Below are 19,625 nucleotides of genomic sequence, written 5' to 3'. Positions count from 1 at the left end.
TAAGAAATGAGGACAAAACAGCCGATTATTATTTCATAAGGAGATTGCCTTTAGAGGATTAAAGCTAAAGGAGGATAGCTTGATGAGCAAAAAAACAATTTTGGCAGTTGTGGTAGCTTTGTTTTTAGGAATTGGTGGTACAGTGGCCTATTTCTATATCCATTCACTATATGTGGCCAATACGGCTCCTATAGTTCCGCCGGCTACTACCCAACAGCCAGCAGGAACAGTTCCACCGGCTGGTAATACAACCATACCGGCGGCAACTCAGACTCAGGTAGCAGCAGCGGGGGGCGTGCAGATTCAGCCTTCGGCAGCGGCAACCTTAACGGATGACCAGTTGGTCTTAGGACAGATTTCCTATGGGGCGTCAATTGATGCGGTACGTCAACGACATGGTGAACCAAACGAAATTGACCGAGATGATGGAATGATGAAATACGAATATAAAAATGTATTTGATTTGTATGTGGCAAATGGAATAGTTCAGCGAATTAAAGTAGACGATTTAAATGCTCTTGGTACTCCAAAAGGCATAAAGGTTGGTTCGTCTGTAGATGATGTGGTAGCGGCTTATGGGCAGCCTAATGCCGTAGTAGGTGACCACATTATATATCATTCTGCCAATAATCCGTCAGTAGGACTGAATTTTGAGATAGAATCAAATCATGTAGAAAAGATAGTGTGTGGTATGTTGCAATAAGGTGGGGGTTGTATGAAAAAGAAAATGATAGCATTGGTGGCCGGTCTTACCATGGCAGCTTCAGCAGTTTGTTGTGCCATGATTTCTCCTGAGGGAATAGCGATTTCTGGTGTGGCTCCTGGTTCTTCTGTAGCTGATGCTACAGCTAAACTTGGTAATCCTCAGTACGCCGGGGATAAGATTTACTTCACCAACGGGATCGTTATTGAGCGTTCGGATTACAATCCGAACATGGTAGAGGAAATAGAGACCACTGCTGCCGGCAATGCCACCCCGGGGGGATTGGCTGTGGGTATGCCAGAGTCATCGATTACTGCTACCTATGGGGCTCCGGATAAAATTGACAGGGATTATAATGATACGGAATATACCTATTATAGTACTGATTATTTTAAAAAGCTGGAATTTAAGGTAGTGGGTGGCAATATTGTAAAGATACAATGCAAGCTTCGCGACTAAATTATGTTAGTTTCAGACAACAAAAATATCCTCCGAGGGGTTTGAAGCCTTTGGGGGATTTTATTTTTTGTTACTCAAATAAAATACCATTGTGTTAGGATACCAGTTGCGGTAAAATAATATGACTGAGTATTTGAAGCATTTTATAAGCGAGGTGAAAACACCGTAGTTGGCAGATTAGACTACGGTGAATAGTTGCAGAATATAGCAGAAGAAATTATTGAATTTGCCGATAGAAGCGAAGCAATGGCTTTGCTGGGAGAAAGAGACGAGTATGTTCGTGTATTGATGGAGAATTTTGACGCGCGGTTCATTAGCCGTGGAGAGGTGCTTGAAATCAGCGGTGAGGCCTCACAGGTGGAGCCAGCGGCAAAGATTATGCGGGAGCTGCAGTACCTGTACAGACAGGGCAATGCCATCACCATGCACGAAGTAAGATATAGTATAGGCTTGGTAAAGGGTGGCAAGGGCGAGGCCCTTCACAGCTTATTTGGGGATACCATTTTGGTAACCTCCCGTGGCCGTCATGTACGCCCTAAGACTTTGGGCCAGCGTGTTTATGTGGACGCTATTAAAAGGAATTCCATTACCTTCGGTGTGGGGCCTGCGGGAACGGGCAAAACATATCTGGCGGTGGTTTTGGCCTGTGCCGCCCTTCGCAATCGTGAGGTGGAAAAGCTGATTCTTACCCGCCCGGCGGTGGAGGCTGGAGAAAAGCTGGGCTTTTTGCCAGGAGATTTGCAGGAAAAGGTTGATCCATATCTTCGTCCTCTTTACGATGCCTTGCAGGATATATTGGGACAGGACACATATCAGAAGCTGATGACCAAAGGGGTTATTGAGATTGCTCCCTTGGCCTATATGCGTGGCCGCACTCTGGAAAATGCCTATGTTATTCTCGATGAGGCACAGAACACCACTGCCAAGCAGATGAAAATGTTTTTGACCCGTCTGGGCTTTGGCTCCAAAATGGTGGTAACCGGTGACCCAGGGCAGATTGATTTGCCAAGGGGAGTTACCTCAGGCTTGATAGAAGCAACAAAGGTCCTTGAAAAGGTAAAGGGCATTGAAATAGTACGTATGGAAGCCATGGATGTAATCAGACATGACGTGGTATCAAGAATAGTGGAGGCCTATGACCGTTATGAGGCTTCCCGCAAAGAAGATTAATAGGAGAATTTGCCAATGGATGTTATTATCAGCCGTGAGCCTGAAGATTTAAAGCTGGAGCCGGAAATCGAGGAAATTGTGCGCAATGCCGCCGAGGTTACCGGGCCTCTTTATGGAGTGGAAAATGGGGAGGTAAGCATTACTCTCACCAACAATGAATATATCCATGAGCTTAATAATAAATATCGTGGTCTGGACCGTCCTACTGATGTACTGTCCTTTGCTTTTGCAGACAGTCAGGAGGATGAGCCTGAAATTGAGGGGGGGCTGGAGACTGAGATTTTGGGAGATATTATTATTTCCGTGGAGAAGGCTCAGGAGCAGGCCAAGGAATATGGACACAGCCTTAAAAGAGAGCTTTCCTTCCTCACCGTTCACGGCATGCTTCACCTTATGGGGTATGACCACATGGATGAGGAAGAGCGACTGGAAATGGAAGAAGAACAGCGTTATGTAATGGGAAAGCTGGGGATCAGCCGTGATGACGGTGATGATAAGGATATGCAGCTGCCATTGGCTCAGGTCCCTGATGTTGTAAAGGGCAAGGGGGTAGAAATCGACATAAACTCTATTCCTAAAAATGAGCCCAAGAAATTGCCAAAGAATTATAAATCCGGCTTTGTGGCAGTAATCGGCCGTCCAAATGTGGGTAAGTCCACTCTGATAAACAGCCTTATCGGTCAGAAAATCGCCATTATGTCCGATAAGCCTCAGACTACCCGCAACAGAATTATGTGTGTGCTGACCAAGCCAGATGCCCAGCTGGTATTTTTGGATACTCCTGGTATTCATAAGCCTATTGATAAGCTGGGAGAATACATGGTAAAGGCTGCTGAAGGTACTTTGCAGGAGGTTGACGCCATTATTTTCGTGGTGGATGCCAACGAGAAGTTTGGTCCTGGTGAGCATTATATTCTTGAGCGCCTCAAAGCCACTAAAAAGCCTGTTGTGTTGGCTATTAATAAGGTGGACTTGCTGGAGGATAAGGAAGCATTGCTGCCGATTATCACCAATTATAACGGTAAGTACGATTTTGCGGCTACCGTTCCTATTTCAGCTCTGGAGGAAAACAATCTGGAGGGCTTATTGGATGAGGTAAAGAAGTACCTTCCAAAGGGACCTCAGTATTATCCGGAGGATATGGTTACGGACCAGCCGGAGCGTTTGATTATTGCGGAAATGGTTCGTGAAAAGGTACTGCATCTCACCCGTGATGAGGTACCTCATTCCATTGCTGTTGATGTGGATGAAATGAAGATTCGTGATAATGGGGACAACTATGTTCGGGTAACCATTTATGTGGAGCGTGATTCCCAAAAGGGTATCATAATTGGCAAGAAGGGTGCCATGCTGAAGGAAATCGGTGCCCAGGCCCGCCAGGATGTTCAAATGCTCCTGGGAGGTAAGGTGTTCCTTGACCTTTGGGTTAAGGTAAAGAAGGATTGGCGTAACCGCGACAATATCCTTAAAGGATTCGGTTTTGAATAATGGGACAGTATCAGACTGATGCCCTGGTGCTGGGGGTAAAGAACTGGGGCGAAGCAGATAAAATAATTACCCTGCTTTCCCGTGAGCATGGGAAAATAACGGCAACGGCCTTTGGCTGTCGTCGCCCTAAAAGCCCTTTGGCGGGAGCCTTGCAGATGTTCAATGAGGTGGATATCCAGCTTACCAAGGGCAATCGTCTGGATACCGTTCGCCAGGCTTCCTTAAAGCATGCCAACCGCACCATGAGTACGGACTTTTCAGCCATGGCCTATGGTGCCTTTGTGGCGGAACTGGCCACAAATTTGGCGGTGGAGGGCTTTCCTCAGAGTGATATGTACGATAAGCTGTTGGAGGTCTTTGACGCCTTTGGCAGTCGCAATCCAAGAATTGCGGCCCTGGCAGCGGCTTTTCAGATTCTGGAATTTTCCGGTATGCAGCTTTCCTATGAAAGATGTGTCAGAAGCGGCCAGAATATTGAGGGGGATGCCTTTTTTTCCATCCAGGAGGGGGGAGCATTGCTTCCGGAAATGGTGCAGCCAGATGATAAGGATATTATGGAATACCCTGAAGCTATGCGGGTATTTATTGGCCAGCTTTTAAAGCTAAATTGGCTGGAAAAGCCAGCCTTTAAGGTTAGCGGCAGTATTATGGTCCAGGCTGAATCCCTGTTATTGGGGTATTTATACAGCATGTTTGGCAAGCCTATGAAATCCTTGAAATTTATCCAGCAGCTGTGATACCTCCTACGCTCTTCGGGCATCTCCCCCAGAGGGGAAGACTATTTTTGAAAAAAAGAGGGATGAACCCAAATATCACATTTGGGACATCCCTTTTTTCTTTTAATTATTTTCCGAAGTATCTCTTTAGCAGACCTTCAAAGCCCTTGCAGTGGCGCGCCTCATCCTTGCACATTTCATGCACGGTATCGTGGATAGCGTCCAGATTCAGCTTCTTGGCATGAACTGCCAGCTTTTTCTTGCCCTCGCAGGCACCAAACTCAGCATCAACACGCATCTTCAGATTTTTCTCTGTGCTGTCGGTTAACACCTCACCCAGCAGCTCTGCAAATTTTGCTGCATGCTCAGCCTCTTCCCAAGCATAACGCTTGAAGGCCTCTGCTACTTCAGGATAGCCTTCACGGTCAGCTACACGGGACATTGCCAGATACATACCAACCTCGGTGCATTCGCCGTTGAAGTTCTGCTTCAGCCCTTCAACAATTTCGGAGTCAACACCCTGAGCTACACCCAGCTTGTGCTCATCAGCTAACTGCTGACCGCCTTCTTCCATTTTGTTGAACTTTTCAGAACCAACATGGCAGATAGGGCACTCATCTGGTGGAGCATCTCCCTCGTGAACGTAACCACAAACGCTGCATACATATTTAGCCATACTGTACCTCCTTAATAATAGTACACACACTCAGCTTCTTACATATAATTATATCGAAAATGGTGCAAAAATAAAGAATAATTTGACATTTTTCACGAATCGTATTTGCTATTTTTAGGACTTACTTTTTTGAGCGTTATCTTCTCTGCTATTTTGGGCCTTCATCCATTGGGAGTAAGATTGTGCAAATTTGTCACCGCGGTTGGCCTGTACATATGCATAAAAGTTGCGTATTTGCTGGGCGCGTTTACTAATTTCCTGGCCCTTCCAATTATTCTTTTTACCTGGAGCAAACAAATCAGTTCCACCAAGAGCATGCTGGCGGGCCACAATATCCTCCAAAGCTACATCCGGATTGCACAAAATGTCATAGAACACCATGAAGGTTGTGGTGCGTCCATGTCCTGCATGGCAATGAAAATGCAGCCAGGATTTGGAAGGCAGATTTTTGTAGAATGTCATGAAATCATCGATATCTTCATCGGTAGGTGCGCACTGGTCCGGAATAGGAATGCGTTTGTAGTGTAGTCCCAGCCGTGCAGCGAGAGCTTCCTCTGTTTCAACTTGCACCACTTTTATGTCGCAGGCAGTAAACAGCTTTGTATCGGTTTTGCCCAAAGGAACAAAGGTTATCTCCTGGCCCACAATGGATTGCAAATCTTTTTCCTCAGCCTGTGGTACTTCAGCTGAATTAAGATTACGGTTGCCCAAATTATTTTTTATGTAATAACTTACGGGAATGCCGCCGTTGACAAAGCCATGGGATTCTTTACGCAGATCCACCACATAGATGATCGCATCTTCCCCTGCAAGGTTGTTTATTTTGTCCCTAATCATAGAGAGACCTGAACCGGAAAATTCAGCACTGGCAGAGCATCTCAAGGTATCCATTCCCTGACGGGAGGGGAACGAATTATAATCTTGCGGAAATTCATCCTTCATAAAACGCAAGCTGCGGGGGAATACGGCCCCTGACTTAGCATCCAATCGCCAAACAGGTGCCTTTGGCTTTTCGGCAGCCTGGGCTGTTGCCATCAGCATAATAAGAAGAGAACAGATCACAGCAAATACACTGCAAGCGGATTTCTTTATTCGATTTTTTTTCATTAGCATAAATTATGCAACCTCCTATCGTTTTGAAGCTTCATTCGGTTTTGTACCTAGGTACATTCTACATGGGCAGAAAAAATCCTGCTGCCCCTTCAGTATACGAGGGATATAATTTGTAGTTGTATGGTAAATATGATAAAATTGCATGTTAGTATTATTTTGTAATATGCGTACAGAGCATGGAATTTCTAGGAGAAAACAATGTTTGAAATAATTACAAAATCCCCGGAGGAAACGGCGGCCATAGGGGAGAAAATCGGCAGGCTTTTTTCCGCCGGGACAGTAATTTGTCTATATGGTGATTTGGGAGCCGGCAAGACACTGTTTGTGCAGAATTTGGCCAAGGGCTTGGAGATAGATGAGGATGTTACCTCTCCTACATTTAATATAATGAATGTTTACGAAGGAAGGCTACCCCTATATCATTTTGATTTGTATCGTCTGGAGCAGGAATATGAGCTGGAGGATATTGGCTTTTACGACTATGTAGATGATCCAGAGGGGATTGTGGTTATTGAATGGGCAGATAAGTTTGCCGATTGTCTGCCTGATGATTTTATACTGCTCACTATTGAGAGAACAGAGGCAGAGGAAAATGAGCGTCGCCTGATTTTTGATATCAGAGGGGACGTTTATAAAGATATTTTCCAGGAGGTGGAAGGGCTGTGCCAATTTTAGCAATGGATACTGCTACCATGGTTTCCAGCGTGGCAGTTGCAGATAATAAAAAATTACTGGCTGAATTAATCGTAGAAAATAAACTGACACATTCTGAGACTTTGCTTCCACATGTGGAGCAGGTTCTCAATATGGCAGGAACCAAGAAAGAGGATTTGGAGGCTGTGGCCGTAAGTATTGGCCCAGGTTCCTTTACGGGACTTCGTATTGGATTGGCTGCGGCTAAGGCTATAGCCTATGGCCTTAATATTCCAATTATTGGGATTCCAACCATGGAGGGGCTTGCCTGGCATTATCCTGTTCCTGGAATAAGGGTGGCAGGCTTTATAGATGCCCAAAAGGGAAATGTTTACACTGCCCATTACAAGTGGAATGGCAGTGACTTTGATGAGGTAAAGTCTATTGAGGTGGTGGCCTTGGAGGACGCCATTAAAATTTGCAGTGAGCTTGATGGGCCTGTGGTGGCTGTGGGAGATATGGTTTCCAAAAAGATGACCAAGCTGGATAATCTTCCGGAAAATCTCATCATTCCACCGAAGCATACAATGATGCCAAGGGCAGCTAATATTGCCATGGCGGGATTAAAAAAGCTGGCAGCGGGCCAGGTTGGTTCAGTGATGGACATGGAGCCTATTTATATAAGGAAGTCCGAGGCTGAAGTACTTTGGGAAAAGCGTCAGTCAAAGCTGACCTCATCCGTCAGCCAGTCGGCTGACACCTTCCCCGGAGGGGAAGGTAAGGGGAGCATAAAATGATTAGCTTTCGTAAAATGGTGCCTGAGGATGCTGATGCAGTGGCTGAGGTGGAAAAGCAGTGCTTTGCTACGCCATGGTCCCGTGAATCCTTTTGGCGTGATGCCTCCAGCAGTGATACCTATTACCTTCTTGCCATTGATGAGGAAGACGATAACAAGGTAATAGGTTATGTAGGATGTTGGATTTTGGCTTATGAAGGCAGTATTACCAACGTGGCCATAGCTCCAGACTATCGTCGTCAGGGAATAGGGCGCCGGATGCTTCTTAAATTAATTGAGGAGGTCAAGGCCCGTGGGGTTACGGCTATGACATTAGAGGCAAGGGTTTCCAATACTCCTGCGATTAAATTATATGAAGGCCTGGGCTTTAAAAGTGTAGGCCAGAGACCGAAATATTATACCAGTCCTGTGGAGGATGCCGAAATAATGTGGAATACCCATATTTAAGGCTGGTTATTGATATGGAGAAAAATATGGATAAGGTTAATAAGGATAAAGAAAAGATTGTTACACTGGCAATAGAGTCCAGCTGTGATGAGACCTCGGCGGCTGTGCTGGTGGGGGGCAGGACTGTGCTTTCCAATATCATAGCAACCCAGATTCCAATACATAGAAAATTCGGCGGGGTGGTGCCGGAAATCGCCTCCCGCAAGCATATTGTCAATGTGATGCCAGTTATTGATGAGGCTTTGGAAAAGGCCGGGGTGACTCTGAAGGATATTGATCAGGTGGCTGTAACCTACGGCCCGGGCTTGGTGGGAGCCTTATTGGTAGGTGTATCTGCGGCAAAGGCGCTGGCTTTTACCTTGGGGGTACCACTTATAGGGGTTAATCATCTGGAGGGGCACATTTTTGCCAATTTCCTCAGTGCTCCTGATTTAAAACCGCCATTTATGGCATTGGTTGTTTCCGGTGGCCATACCTCTTTGGTTCATGTAAAGGATTATAATTCCTTCAGCCTTATGGGGCAGACGAGGGATGATGCAGCAGGAGAGGCCTTTGATAAGGTGGCAAGGGTTATGGGATTGCCATATCCGGGTGGTCCTCAGATAGATAAGCTGGCCCAGGAGGGAAATCCTATGGCCATTGATTTTCCTAGGGCATTGCAGGAAAAGGGCAACTATGAGTTCAGCTTCAGCGGTTTGAAGTCTGCGGTACTTAACTACCTTAATAGCATGAAGCTGAAGGGAATTGAAGTGAACAAGGCTGATGTGGCGGCCTCATTCCAGCATACTGTTATAGAGGTGTTATTGGCCAAGGCACTGGATGCAGTGAAAGAAACGGGCTGTGACACCTTGGTATTGGCCGGTGGTGTGGCGGCAAACAGCTCTTTGGAGAGCCGTCTTCGTGAGGTAACAGCCAAGAATAACATTAAATTCTATTTCCCGGATAAAATCCTTTGCACTGATAATGCTGCCATGATAGGCTGCCGGGGATACTATCAGTCCTTGGCGGGTAATTACTCAGACTTATATTTGAATGCGGTGCCGGGGCTGGCGTTACAGGATTTGTAAAAAAACGAGGAGTTCTTTCTTATGAGCCACAATGAAAGTGATACTTCAATATATAGACAAAATACGAATCTTACTGCGGTGCAGATAGAGCTGATACGGCGCATGAGCGGCTGCTTTGGCTTTATAGCGGATTTTGCCCATGCCCATCTTCTTTTGTATGTGAAAACCAAGAATCCTGATGTTTACATGATTATGAAGCATCATAAGCCCCATACCTTTTACAGTCAGGTGGAGCTACCAAAGGTGGGAAGCACGGTGCAGGCCCAGATGGAGCCATTGGTGGCCTATGTATTTGAGAAGGAAAAATCCATTCATGGCCGTAGAGAGTGGCGTTTGGGCATGACCCTTGATATGTATGCCTATCCTATCAAAGAAGGCAACGATGTTATTGGCGTTATTACCCTTGAAACCAGCAAGGAGTATGCCTCTGGCAGTAATTATTACCAGACTCTGGATACAGTGGAGCTTCTTATGCAGTATTCCAAGCGGAATATTGATATGGAAATGTTTAGTCCTATTTTCGCTGGAACCGGCGTGGTTATTGCGGATAATAAAAATCGCATTACATACGTAAATCTTTCCGCCAAGAGAATATATCGGGCTTTGGGTATAAATCATCTTTTGGGGGCAAGACTTCCGGATCGGGAGATTAGTGCCATGCTTCATCGGGAAACCTTTGACAGCAGCCGTCCCTTTGAAAAGGAAATCCAGATAGGGGACATGATACTGCTTCAGCGGGATATTAAGCTGGAGGAAGCGGGGATATTGCAGCGGCGTATTTTGCTGCTTTCCGATGTTACGGAGGTTCGCAAAAAAGAGCGGGAGATTAAGATAAAAACCGCGGTAATCCAGGAGATTCATCATAGGGTAAAGAATAACCTTCAGACTATTGCCAGTCTTTTAAGACTTCAGGGGCGGCGGTCCAAGTCCCCGGAGGTTAAGGCGGCCTTGCAGGAAAGTACCAACCGAATTTTGAGTATGGCTGTGGCCCATGAATTTTTGTCCCAGCATGATAGAGAAGAAATTAATGTAAATGAAGTTACCAAGGGGATAATTGAACGGGTGGCACCTAATATGGTGGACAAGGATTTTGTTCTTACCAGCAAAATAGAAGGCCCGGAGGTGGTGCTGCCATCTCAGAATGCCAGTAATTTGGCAGTAATAATAAACGAGCTGATATTAAATGCCATAGAGCATGGCTTTGAAGGTCGCAGTCATGGTATGATTGGTCTCAGGACTGCCATTGAGGAAGATGGTTATCTGATAGAGCTGTATGATGATGGCGTAGGCTTGCCTGATGATTTCGATATTAGCAAGTCCAAATCTTTGGGACTGCAAATAATAAAGACTTTGGTGCAGGATGATATAGGTGGCAGCTTTGAAATGAAGAACGATCAAGGCACCCGTTGTATTTTGCGTATACCAGTAAGTAATGTGGGAGGAGAGTAAGTATGAATCCCTTGAAAATCCTTATTGCCGATGATGAAGCCTTAATCCGTATGGATATGAAGGAGTTGCTGGAAGAAGCCGGCCATGAAGTGGTGGGTGAGGCTCCAAATGGCCGCAAGGCTGTGGAGCTGGCCAAGAAGCTAAAGCCAGACCTTTGTATATTTGATGTGAAAATGCCGGAAATGGATGGCATTGAGGCGGCCAAAATCGTCAGCAAGGAAAAAATTGCTCCAGTGGTGCTGCTGACAGCCTTTAGTCAGCCGGAATTTGTAAAGCGGGCCAGTGATGCTGGGGTGCAGGCTTATCTGGTAAAGCCGGTGCAGGAGGCAAATCTTTTCCCTGCCATCGAGGTGGCCATGTCCAGATATCAGGATTTGCAGGGCCTGGAGGATGAGCTTTTCAAGGTAAAGGATACTCTGGAAATGCGAAAGCTGCTGGACAGAGCCAAGGGAATTCTTATGGATGCCCACAACATAAGTGAAAGTGAAGCCTTTAATCGTATTCAGAAATACAGTATGGCCAAAAGAAAGACAATAAAAGAGGTTGCCGAGGCCATTATCAGGGCAGCAACCAAATAATTCAATAATATATGCACATATAAACTTCGTTTCCATTTTGGGAACGAAGTTTTGTTTTTTTGACTTTTTACTTGATTTTTTGCTCAAATAGATTTATCATAATACTCGGAGTTAGCACTCAACTATATGGAGTGCTAACAAAATAGTTTACAAACTATCTTTTAGGAGGCAGATAAATATGATTAGACCATTAGGTGACAGAGTCGTTATTGAAGTTGCTGAGGCAGAAACTAAAACTGCCAGCGGTATCATCCTTGCAGACACTGCAAAGGAAAAGCCTATGAAGGGCAAGGTTATTGCAGCAGGCCCAGGCAGCATTGATAAGGACGGCAACCGTATTGCTATGGAGGTTAAGGCTGGGGACAGCGTTCTCTATTCCAAGTATGCCGGCACTGAGGTTAAGATTGATGGTAAGGATTATCTCATTATGCGCCAGAGCGATATTCTTGGCGTAATCGAGTAATCACAATAAGCCTGAAACTATCGGTTTATCTTATTTCTAATATATATTATTGGAGGCATTTAAAATGGCAAAGCAGATTTTATTTGATGAAGAAGCTCGTCGTGCTCTGGAAAAGGGCGTTGATGCATTGGCAAACGCAGTAAAGGTTACTCTTGGTCCAAAGGGCCGTAACGTAGTTCTTGATAAGAAGTTTGGTGCACCTACCATTACTAATGATGGTGTTACCATTGCCCGTGACATTGAGCTGGATGATCCATTTGAGAATATGGGTGCACAGCTGGTTCGCCAAGTTGCTACCAAGACCAACGATATTGCCGGTGATGGTACTACCACTGCAACTCTCCTGGCTCAGGCTATGATTCATGAGGGTATGCGTAACGTAGCTGCTGGTGCTAACCCTATGGTTCTGAAGAAGGGTATTGAAAAGGCAGTTAAGACTCTGGTAGCTGAGCTTAAGAAGGTTTCCAAGCCAGTAGAGTCCCAGAAGGCAATTGCACAGGTTGCAACTGTATCCTCTGCTGATGAGGAAATCGGTCAGTATATTGCTGACGCTATGGAGAAGGTTGGTAAGGAAGGTGTTATCACCGTTGAGGAGTCCAAGGGTATGGAGACCAGCCTTTCCGTTGTAGAGGGTATGCAGTTCGATCGTGGCTACATCTCCCCTTACATGGTTACTGATACTGATAAGATGGAAGCTGTAATGAACGATCCTTATATCCTCATTACTGATAAGAAGATTTCCGCCGTTAACGATATACTCCCAATTCTTGAGCAGGTTGTTAAGATGGGCAAGGAATTGGTTATCATCGCTGAGGATTTGGATGGTGAGGCTCTGGCTACCATCGTTGTAAATAAGCTCCGTGGTACCTTCAAGGCTCTGGCTGTTAAGGCTCCTGGCTTTGGTGATCGTCGCAAGGCTATGCTGGAGGATATTGCAATCCTCACCGGTGGTCAGCTGATTTCTGAGGAGCTGGGCCGCAAGCTGGACAGCGTAACTATCGAGGATCTTGGTCGTGCCCGTCAGGTACATTCCTCCAAGGAAAATACTACTATTGTTGATGGTATGGGTGAAAAGAGTGCAATCACTTCTCGTATCGAGCAGATTAAGAAGCAGATTGCAGACACTACCTCCGACTTCGATAAGGAGAAGCTCCAGGAGCGTCTGGCTAAGCTCTCTGGCGGTGTAGCTGTTATTGAAATCGGTGCTGCTACCGAGGTAGAGATGAAGGATAAGAAGCTCCGCGTTGAGGATGCTCTCCATGCTACCCGTGCAGCTGTTGAAGAAGGTATCGTTGCTGGTGGTGGTACTACCTTTATCGATATTCTCCCTGCTTTGGATGCTCTTGAGGCTGAGGGCGATGTTAAGACTGGTATCAACATTGTACGCCGTGCAGTTGAGGAGCCAGTTCGCCAGATTGCAAACAATGCAGGTCTTGAGGGTTCTGTAGTAGTTGCTGAGGTTAAGAACAGTGCTGTAGGTGTTGGCTTCGATGCTTACAAGGGCGAGTATGTTGATATGATTGCCAATGGTATTGTTGACCCTGCAAAGGTTACCCGTTCTGCTCTGCAGAATGCTGCTTCCATCGCTGCTATGGTTCTCACCACTGAGACCTTGGTTGCTGATAAGCCAGCTCCAGAGGGTGGTGCAAATCCTATGGCTGGTGCAGGTGCAATGGGCGGCATGCCAGGTATGATGTAAAAAAGTCGGATGGTATCCATACGGTGAACGCTCGCGCTCTGTATTCTCCTATGTGTATATAATACTTGACTTAGATATTTTAATAGTCTATAATACGTACCGTGATTTTGGCTTTGGGGTCAAAATCACGGTAATATTATTTTTGAAGTCCTTATGTTCATATTAATGAAAGAACTTATTGTTCTAGCGCATGGCCTTGCTTTGGAATAAAGCAAGGTGACGAGGAAGAGGTTGTCGATTTATCAGCGGATGCCTCTCGGCTTGCCGGTCGTTAGAATGCTGTTAAAACTGTTGGGTGACTGACAGGACAGAGCGGCATTTGGGCAGGACATGGGACTTCCAGTTTTATATTGGAGGTTTTTATTATGTGTGGTATCGTTGGTTACATTGGTAGCAAGCAGGCTACCCCATTCCTTATTGAGGGACTTACCAAGCTGGAGTATCGTGGCTATGACTCTGCTGGTATTGCAGTTCTCAACGGGGAGAAGATTCGCGTAGAGAAGTCCGTAGGCCGTCTGGCTGCTTTGGAGGAAAAGATTGAGAGCAATGTTCCTGAGGGTAATATCGGTATCGGTCATACCCGTTGGGCAACCCATGGTCGTCCATCCGACAATAACTCTCATCCACATACTGACTGTCATGGTGATTTTGCGGTAGTACATAACGGTATTATCGAGAACTACATGACTCTTAAAGAGGATTTGATTGCAAAGGGCCATAAGTTCCTGTCTGACACGGATACTGAGGTTTTGCCCCATCTTTTGGAAGAAGTTTATAACGGCGATTTCGAGGCATCCGTTCGTGAGGTTATTAAGCGCATTGAGGGTTCCTATGCCATCGTATTCATGAGCAAGAATGACCCTGATAAGCTGATTTGCACCAAGCAGGACAACCCTATGGTAATTGGTCTGGGGGATGATGAGAATTTCATCGCTTCCGATATTCCTGCTATTATTTCCCGTACCCGTCGCACCTATATTGTAAATGATGGTGAGGTTGCTGTTGTAAAGAAGGATTCCGTATGGATTACCAATAGCTTGGGCGAGCCTATTACCAAGAAGGTATTTGAGGTTAACTGGAATGCTGAGGCAGCTGAAAAGGGCGGCTATGAGCATTTCATGCTGAAGGAGATTCACGAGCAGCCTAAGGCAGTTCGCGACACCTTGGCTTCCCGTATTGCCAAGGACAATTCTGCTGTAGTTCTTGAGGAGCTCAGCTGGACTGAGGAATATGTAAATTCCTTCTCCAAGATTTTCATTGTTGCCTGTGGTACTGCATATCATGCAGGTCTTGTAGGTAAGTATTATATTGAGCGTTTGGCCCGTATCCCGGTAGAGGTGGATATTGCTTCTGAGTTCCGTTATCGTCAGCCTATTATTGATGATAACACTCTCTGTATTGTGGTAAGTCAGTCCGGTGAGACCAGTGACACCATGGCTGCCATGAAGGAGGCCAAGCGTCTTGGTGCCAAGACCTTGGCTGTAACCAACGTTGTCGGTTCTTCCATTGCCCGTGAGGCAGATCAGGTTATTTACACCATGGCAGGCCCTGAGATTGCTGTAGCTTCCACCAAGGCTTATACTACCCAGCTCATCGTTATGTTCCTGCTGGGGGCTTATATGGCAGGCCTCCGTGGCACTGTTGCTCCTCGTCGCATGAAGGAGCTTCTGGGCAAGCTGCGGGAGATTCCTTCCCAGATCAGTGAGACTTTGGAGGATGTGGAGCCTATTAAGGTATTTGCCAAGAAGTATGGCTTCAATACCGACGTATTCTTTATTGGCCGTGCCCTTGACTATGAGGTGGCTTTGGAGGGCTCCCTGAAGCTGAAGGAGATTTCCTATATTCACGCCGAGGCCTATGCCGCAGGTGAGCTGAAGCATGGTACTCTGGCTCTTATCACCACTGGTGTGCCTGTAGTGGCTCTGGCTACCCAGAAGAGCGTCTATGAGAAGACCCTCAGCAATATCAAGGAGGTTAAGGCACGTGATGCTGTTGTTATCGGTATTGCTGCCGAGGGAGATACTGAGCTGACAAAGTATGCTGACCATGTTATTTTCGTGCCTAACACTGATGAGCTGTTGATTCCGCTTTTGGCTGTTCTGCCGCTCCAGCTCCTCAGCTACTACACCGCAATTACCCGTGGTGCAGATGTTGATAAACCAAGAAATTTGGCTAAATCTGTAACAGTAGAATAAGGTTGAATAGAGGACTGTCCTTCATGAAAGGACAGTCCTTTTTTTGTTGACAAGGTGCATGGATTGTACTAGTATAGTAACAATATCTTTTGCCCCGGCTGGGGCTAAAGGCTGAAATATATAAAAAAATTTACAGAAAAGAAGGGATTAAGTTGGCATTCTATTTTGAAGAACCATCACACACTTTTGGAGAGTATTTATTAGTTCCTGGTTATTCTTCTGATAAGTGCATTCCTGCGAATGTTTCTCTGAAGACTCCTCTTGTAAAGTTCAAGAAGGGTGAAGAACCAAAGATTTCTATGAATATTCCTATGACCTCTGCTATCATGCAGTCCGTATCCAACGACACTTTGGCTATTGCACTGGCTCGTGAGGGCGGTGTGTCCTTTATCTATGGTTCTCAGACAATAGAAGAAGAAGCAGCTATGGTGGCCAAGGTTAAGAACTTTAAGTCCGGTTTCGTTCGCAGCGATTCCAATATTATGCCTTCCACCACCCTGGGTGAGATTCTCGATTTGAAGGAGAAGACCGGCCATTCAACTATGGCAGTTACCGAGAATGGTGAACCAACAGGCAAGCTGCTGGGTATCGTAACCTCCCGTGATTATCGCATTACCCGCATGACTATGGACACTCCTGCTTCTGAGTTTATGACTCCTTTCGATAAGCTGGTTTATGCCGGTGCAAACACAACTCTGTCCGAAGCCAACGACCTTATTTGGGAGCACAAGCTGAACATGCTGCCATTGGTAGATGCAAATCAGCGTCTTGTATATATGGTATTCCGTAAGGATTACACTGCCAACAAGGAACACGAGCTGGAGCTTATTGATTCCAACAAGCGTTATATCGTTGGTGCCGGTATTAACACCCGTGACTATGCTGAACGCGTACCTGCTCTGCTGAAGGCTGGTGCCGATGTATTGTGCATTGATTCCTCCGAGGGCTTCTCTGAGTGGCAGCGCATTACCTTAAAGTACATTCATGAACACTTTGGTGAGGATGTAAAGGTTGGTGCCGGTAATGTAGTTGACCGTGATGGCTTTATGTTCCTGGCAGAGGCTGGAGCAGACTTTATCAAGGTTGGTATCGGTGGCGGTTCCATCTGTATCACCCGTGAGACCAAGGGTATTGGCCGTGGCCAGGCAACTGCTCTTATTGATGTTTGCAAGGCCCGTGATGAGTATTACGAAAAGACCGGTGTATATATTCCTGTATGCTCCGATGGTGGTATCGTACACGACCATCACATGACCCTGGCTTTGGCTATGGGCGCTGACTTCATGATGCTGGGCAGATATTTCTCCCGCTTCGATGAGTCCCCAACTGACCGTATTAAGATTAATGGTACTTACTACAAGGAGTATTGGGGCGAAGGCTCCAACCGTGCCCGCAACTGGCAGCGTTATGATTTGGGTGGTGCCAAAAAGCTGTCCTTTGAGGAAGGCGTTGACTCCTACGTACCTTATGCAGGTTCCCTCCATGACAATGTTGGCGTAACCTTGAGCAAGATTCGCTCTACCATGTGCAACTGCGGCGCCCTTACTATTCCTGAGCTTCAGGAGAAGGCCCGTCTGACTCTGGTATCCTCTACTTCCATCGTAGAGGGCGGTTCCCACGATGTAATTTTGCGTGATCAGTTTACCCGTTCAAATGTTTAAAAAGTAATTATTACGGACTGTAACTGCAGTGGTTGCAGTCCTTTTTTACATGGTGAAAAGTTGCGTGTTATTTCATAAAGTTTTCAAAATATGATACTATTATTATTACAGTGGAGCGGTGGCTCCAGAATGTTTAAATAGATTGTTTTGACAGATAATAATGAGGTGATATATATGCGGGTTTTATTGGCAGAGGATGACATGAAGCTGGGTAAGCTCACCCAGTATATGCTGGAGCAGGATGGTATCAATACCGAATGGGTCACCACAGGTGATATGATATATGAGTGTGCTATGTATGATGATTATGATGTGCTGATTTTGGACTGGATGATGCCCAAGGAAACTGGCGTGGATGCCTGCCGCAGACTTCGTGCTGAGGGGTATCAGAAGGCAATATTGCTTCTTACAGCCCGTGATGCGGTGGAGGACAGGGTTACTGGCCTTGATGCAGGTGCGGATGATTATCTGGTAAAACCATTTGAGTTTTCTGAGCTTATGGCCCGTCTGCGTGCTCTTAGCCGCCGCAGCAGCCAGAAGATTCAGCAGGATGTGGTGGAGTTAGGGGGCTTTACCCTGGATCGTACATCTAAGCTGCTTTTAAAGGGAGAGCAGGAGATACAGCTTTCCCCAAGGGAGTTCCAGATTTTTGATTTGCTGGTACAGAATATTGGTATCGTTGTGCCCCGTGAAATTATTTTGGACCGCATCTGGGGTATTGAGTCTGATGTTAGCTCCAATAACATCGATTCCTATGTAAAACTTATTCGTAAAAAGCTGGATACTGCTGATGGTAAGATTATGATCAGCACGATTAGAGGTGTTGGCTATAAACTGGAAACAAAATAGGCTAAAGTTTGGCGGCTTGTTTTCCCGCAGCCGCATGAGGCTCACCTTTGCCTATTCCCTGTTGATGTTTGGCTTGTTTATCATAATTATTTTTTTGGCTCATCAGACTATGGAATGGGCAGTAACCTCCGAGCAGGCCAGGGAGCTTTCTGAAACGGTACATGCAGTATCGGAAACGGAGTCCACAATGATACGCAATGGCGTTTATGTGGGTAACGATGATATGGGAAAGCGGGAGAGAATGTTTTTTTATACCTACGACAAAAGCGGCAATCTGCAGAATTATTCCAGGGCACCGGAGCGTATAGAGGATGATGTGCTGGAGGTAATAAAGCATGGTGATGTGCCAACTGGTGAAGTGGCTATATACGTTCAGCAACAGGATGAGGATAAACCAAAGGTGCTGATGATGACTGCTTGTGATGTACGTCTGGTTACCGGCGAAAAAATAGGTATGGTTTATTTGGGCAAGGACGTGTCGGCTCTTTATAAAGGTATAAAAAAGGCTACGTATTTTTATGGGGCCATTTCCTTTATTGCACTGCTTACGGCTATTATGCTGGGACATGTGGTTTCTGGCAGGGTCGTGGCCAATATGCAGCAGGCCTATATAAGGCAGCGTCAGTTTGCAGCAGATGCTTCCCATGAGCTTAGGACCCCCCTTAGTGTTATTATGGCGTCAGCGGACCTTCTTTCAAACGACAAATCCATTCAGTCGCCATTCCTGCAACAGGTAATTCAGGACATGAAGGATGAGGTTAAGAAGATGTCCAACCTTGTGGGCTCTCTTTTGCAGATTGCCCGTTCGGACAATAACGCTGAATCTCTGGACATCAAGGAGTTTGACATTATCGCCATGATGGAACAGCTGGGGCGGAAAATGCAGCCATTGGCGGAAAAGAAGAACATTACCCTAAATGTAAATGCTTCTGGTGAGGTTATGTACAGAGGGGATGAGCAGAAGATTCAGCAGCTAATGCTGATTTTGGTGGATAATGCCGTGAAGTACACCCCTGAAGGTGGAACTGTTACCCTGTCCTATGATGGCAAAGGGCTGGGAAATTTGGGCGGTATTCATTTTTCCGTAAGGGATAATGGTATCGGTATATCTGCCGAGGACCTGGACAAGCTCTTTCAGCGCTTCTTCAGGGTAGATAAGGCCCGCTCCCGCTCCATGGGTGGTAATGGCCTGGGACTTGCCATAGCCAAGACTATCGTTGATGCACATCATGGTAATATCGGTGTGGACAGTGAATTGGGCAAGGGGACTGTTTTCAAGGTTACCCTTAAAAATTTGAAAATCCCCAAGAAAAATTAAATTATAATGCATAATTAAGAGCTGTTTTTTCTCAAAATCAGGGAGAGGACAGCTTTTTCCTTTGATTAACTTAAAAGTCAAAAAGTCTAAAATATTAATTGACTTTTTGACTTATTCGGCTATAATAACCTTAGAAGACTAAATA

Annotated in this window: 19 protein-coding genes and 1 pseudogene; 18 read left to right on the top strand and 2 right to left on the bottom strand. The window is 45.8% G+C overall.

What is annotated here, in order from left to right; genetic code table 11:
• The first annotated feature begins 82 nt into the window (after positions 1 to 82).
• The 6 genes and pseudogenes from B6K08_RS03970 to recO all read left to right on the top strand — a co-directional run bounded on the left by B6K08_RS03970 (position 83) and on the right by recO (position 4,557).
• Positions 83 to 703 (top strand): hypothetical protein, encoded by a 621-nt coding sequence (locus tag B6K08_RS03970; protein WP_080325436.1) that lies wholly within the window; start codon positions 83 to 85, stop codon positions 701 to 703.
• Positions 704 to 715: 12 nt separating this feature from the next.
• The gene (locus B6K08_RS03965) at positions 716 to 1,162 is read left to right on the top strand and encodes a hypothetical protein (protein WP_080325435.1); all 447 of its coding nucleotides are present in this window, start codon (positions 716 to 718) and stop codon (positions 1,160 to 1,162) included.
• A 246-nt stretch (positions 1,163 to 1,408) separates the two neighbouring features.
• Complete coding sequence (locus tag B6K08_RS03960) at positions 1,409 to 2,332, top strand: PhoH family protein (protein ID WP_080325453.1); 924 nt, start codon at positions 1,409 to 1,411, stop codon at positions 2,330 to 2,332.
• 15 nt (positions 2,333 to 2,347) lie between these two features.
• Positions 2,348 to 2,812 (top strand): annotated as a pseudogene (ybeY, locus tag B6K08_RS13940) (rRNA maturation RNase YbeY); the annotation flags it as partial.
• 114 nt (positions 2,813 to 2,926) lie between these two features.
• On the top strand, positions 2,927 to 3,820 hold the full coding sequence (era, locus tag B6K08_RS03955; RefSeq protein ID WP_234985204.1) for a GTPase Era: 894 nt from the start codon (positions 2,927 to 2,929) through the stop codon (positions 3,818 to 3,820).
• Positions 3,820 to 4,557 carry a DNA repair protein RecO gene (gene recO, locus B6K08_RS03950; RefSeq protein WP_080325433.1) on the top strand — a complete coding sequence of 246 codons (738 nt, stop codon included), beginning with the start codon at positions 3,820 to 3,822 and terminating at the stop codon, positions 4,555 to 4,557. Before era ends, recO begins: the two co-directional genes overlap by 1 nt.
• Positions 4,558 to 4,663: 106 nt before the next feature.
• Here the strand turns inward: recO and B6K08_RS03945 are convergent, their stop codons facing one another.
• Positions 4,664 to 5,212 carry an NADH peroxidase gene (locus tag B6K08_RS03945; RefSeq protein ID WP_027397212.1) on the bottom strand — a complete coding sequence of 183 codons (549 nt, stop codon included), beginning with the start codon at positions 5,210 to 5,212 and terminating at the stop codon, positions 4,664 to 4,666.
• Positions 5,213 to 5,326: 114 nt separating this feature from the next.
• A complete protein-coding gene (locus B6K08_RS03940) occupies positions 5,327 to 6,325 on the bottom strand; it encodes a phosphatase domain-containing putative toxin (RefSeq protein WP_080325432.1) in 999 nt (332 codons plus the stop codon).
• 198 nt (positions 6,326 to 6,523) lie between these two features.
• Here B6K08_RS03940 and tsaE point away from each other — a divergent pair, with 198 nt between their 5' ends.
• The 12 genes from tsaE to B6K08_RS03880 all read left to right on the top strand — a co-directional run bounded on the left by tsaE (position 6,524) and on the right by B6K08_RS03880 (position 19,480).
• Entirely contained in the window at positions 6,524 to 7,000 is a 477-nt protein-coding gene (gene tsaE, locus B6K08_RS03935; RefSeq protein ID WP_080325431.1) for a tRNA (adenosine(37)-N6)-threonylcarbamoyltransferase complex ATPase subunit type 1 TsaE, read from the top strand.
• A complete protein-coding gene (gene tsaB / locus B6K08_RS03930; protein WP_080325430.1) occupies positions 6,988 to 7,755 on the top strand; it encodes a tRNA (adenosine(37)-N6)-threonylcarbamoyltransferase complex dimerization subunit type 1 TsaB in 768 nt (255 codons plus the stop codon). The genes tsaE and tsaB overlap by 13 nt, the downstream gene beginning before the upstream one ends.
• On the top strand, positions 7,752 to 8,201 hold the full coding sequence (gene rimI / locus B6K08_RS03925) for a ribosomal protein S18-alanine N-acetyltransferase (protein ID WP_080325429.1): 450 nt from the start codon (positions 7,752 to 7,754) through the stop codon (positions 8,199 to 8,201). Before tsaB ends, rimI begins: the two co-directional genes overlap by 4 nt.
• A gap of 26 nt (positions 8,202 to 8,227) precedes the next feature.
• Positions 8,228 to 9,268: a tRNA (adenosine(37)-N6)-threonylcarbamoyltransferase complex transferase subunit TsaD gene (gene tsaD / locus B6K08_RS03920; protein WP_080325452.1), complete on the top strand. Its 1,041-nt coding sequence runs from the start codon at positions 8,228 to 8,230 to the stop codon at positions 9,266 to 9,268.
• A gap of 21 nt (positions 9,269 to 9,289) precedes the next feature.
• A complete protein-coding gene (locus tag B6K08_RS03915; RefSeq protein WP_080325428.1) occupies positions 9,290 to 10,717 on the top strand; it encodes a histidine kinase N-terminal domain-containing protein in 1,428 nt (475 codons plus the stop codon).
• Between the two features lie 2 nt (positions 10,718 to 10,719).
• Positions 10,720 to 11,295: an ANTAR domain-containing response regulator gene (locus B6K08_RS03910; protein WP_080325427.1), complete on the top strand. Its 576-nt coding sequence runs from the start codon at positions 10,720 to 10,722 to the stop codon at positions 11,293 to 11,295.
• Between the two features lie 178 nt (positions 11,296 to 11,473).
• A complete protein-coding gene (gene groES / locus B6K08_RS03905) occupies positions 11,474 to 11,758 on the top strand; it encodes a co-chaperone GroES (protein WP_027397220.1) in 285 nt (94 codons plus the stop codon).
• Between the two features lie 64 nt (positions 11,759 to 11,822).
• Complete coding sequence (gene groL / locus B6K08_RS03900) at positions 11,823 to 13,457, top strand: chaperonin GroEL (protein WP_080325426.1); 1,635 nt, start codon at positions 11,823 to 11,825, stop codon at positions 13,455 to 13,457.
• A gap of 365 nt (positions 13,458 to 13,822) precedes the next feature.
• Complete coding sequence (gene glmS, locus B6K08_RS03895) at positions 13,823 to 15,652, top strand: glutamine--fructose-6-phosphate transaminase (isomerizing) (protein ID WP_080325425.1); 1,830 nt, start codon at positions 13,823 to 13,825, stop codon at positions 15,650 to 15,652.
• A 152-nt stretch (positions 15,653 to 15,804) separates the two neighbouring features.
• Positions 15,805 to 17,313 carry an IMP dehydrogenase gene (locus B6K08_RS03890; protein ID WP_080325451.1) on the top strand — a complete coding sequence of 503 codons (1,509 nt, stop codon included), beginning with the start codon at positions 15,805 to 15,807 and terminating at the stop codon, positions 17,311 to 17,313.
• A gap of 174 nt (positions 17,314 to 17,487) precedes the next feature.
• A complete protein-coding gene (locus B6K08_RS03885) occupies positions 17,488 to 18,162 on the top strand; it encodes a response regulator transcription factor (RefSeq protein WP_027397224.1) in 675 nt (224 codons plus the stop codon).
• Positions 18,134 to 19,480 (top strand): sensor histidine kinase, encoded by a 1,347-nt coding sequence (locus B6K08_RS03880; protein ID WP_234985202.1) that lies wholly within the window; start codon positions 18,134 to 18,136, stop codon positions 19,478 to 19,480. Before B6K08_RS03885 ends, B6K08_RS03880 begins: the two co-directional genes overlap by 29 nt.
• Positions 19,481 to 19,625 lie beyond the last annotated feature (145 nt).

The sequence above is a fragment of the Anaerovibrio lipolyticus DSM 3074 genome, assembly GCF_900141865.1.
GTDB classification, from domain to species: Bacteria; Bacillota; Negativicutes; order Selenomonadales; family Selenomonadaceae; genus Anaerovibrio; species Anaerovibrio lipolyticus.
This window is presented reverse-complemented; position numbering and strand designations above follow the sequence as displayed.

Bases quoted from the DNA above. Each gene is read 5' to 3' on its own strand.
- B6K08_RS03970 (WP_080325436.1), top strand. From the start codon at position 83: ATGAGCAAAAAAACAATTTTGGCAGTTGTGGTAGCTTTGTTTTTAGGA.
- B6K08_RS03965 (WP_080325435.1), top strand. From the start codon at position 716: ATGAAAAAGAAAATGATAGCATTGGTGGCCGGTCTTACCATGGCAGCT.
- B6K08_RS03960 (WP_080325453.1), top strand. From the start codon at position 1,409: ATGGCTTTGCTGGGAGAAAGAGACGAGTATGTTCGTGTATTGATGGAG.
- recO (WP_080325433.1), top strand. From the start codon at position 3,820: ATGGGACAGTATCAGACTGATGCCCTGGTGCTGGGGGTAAAGAACTGG.
- B6K08_RS03945 (WP_027397212.1), bottom strand. From the start codon at position 5,212: ATGGCTAAATATGTATGCAGCGTTTGTGGTTACGTTCACGAGGGAGAT.
- B6K08_RS03940 (WP_080325432.1), bottom strand. From the start codon at position 6,325: ATGCTAATGAAAAAAAATCGAATAAAGAAATCCGCTTGCAGTGTATTT.
- tsaE (WP_080325431.1), top strand. From the start codon at position 6,524: ATGTTTGAAATAATTACAAAATCCCCGGAGGAAACGGCGGCCATAGGG.
- rimI (WP_080325429.1), top strand. From the start codon at position 7,752: ATGATTAGCTTTCGTAAAATGGTGCCTGAGGATGCTGATGCAGTGGCT.
- tsaD (WP_080325452.1), top strand. From the start codon at position 8,228: ATGGATAAGGTTAATAAGGATAAAGAAAAGATTGTTACACTGGCAATA.
- B6K08_RS03915 (WP_080325428.1), top strand. From the start codon at position 9,290: ATGAGCCACAATGAAAGTGATACTTCAATATATAGACAAAATACGAAT.
- B6K08_RS03910 (WP_080325427.1), top strand. From the start codon at position 10,720: ATGAATCCCTTGAAAATCCTTATTGCCGATGATGAAGCCTTAATCCGT.
- groES (WP_027397220.1), top strand. From the start codon at position 11,474: ATGATTAGACCATTAGGTGACAGAGTCGTTATTGAAGTTGCTGAGGCA.
- groL (WP_080325426.1), top strand. From the start codon at position 11,823: ATGGCAAAGCAGATTTTATTTGATGAAGAAGCTCGTCGTGCTCTGGAA.
- glmS (WP_080325425.1), top strand. From the start codon at position 13,823: ATGTGTGGTATCGTTGGTTACATTGGTAGCAAGCAGGCTACCCCATTC.
- B6K08_RS03885 (WP_027397224.1), top strand. From the start codon at position 17,488: ATGCGGGTTTTATTGGCAGAGGATGACATGAAGCTGGGTAAGCTCACC.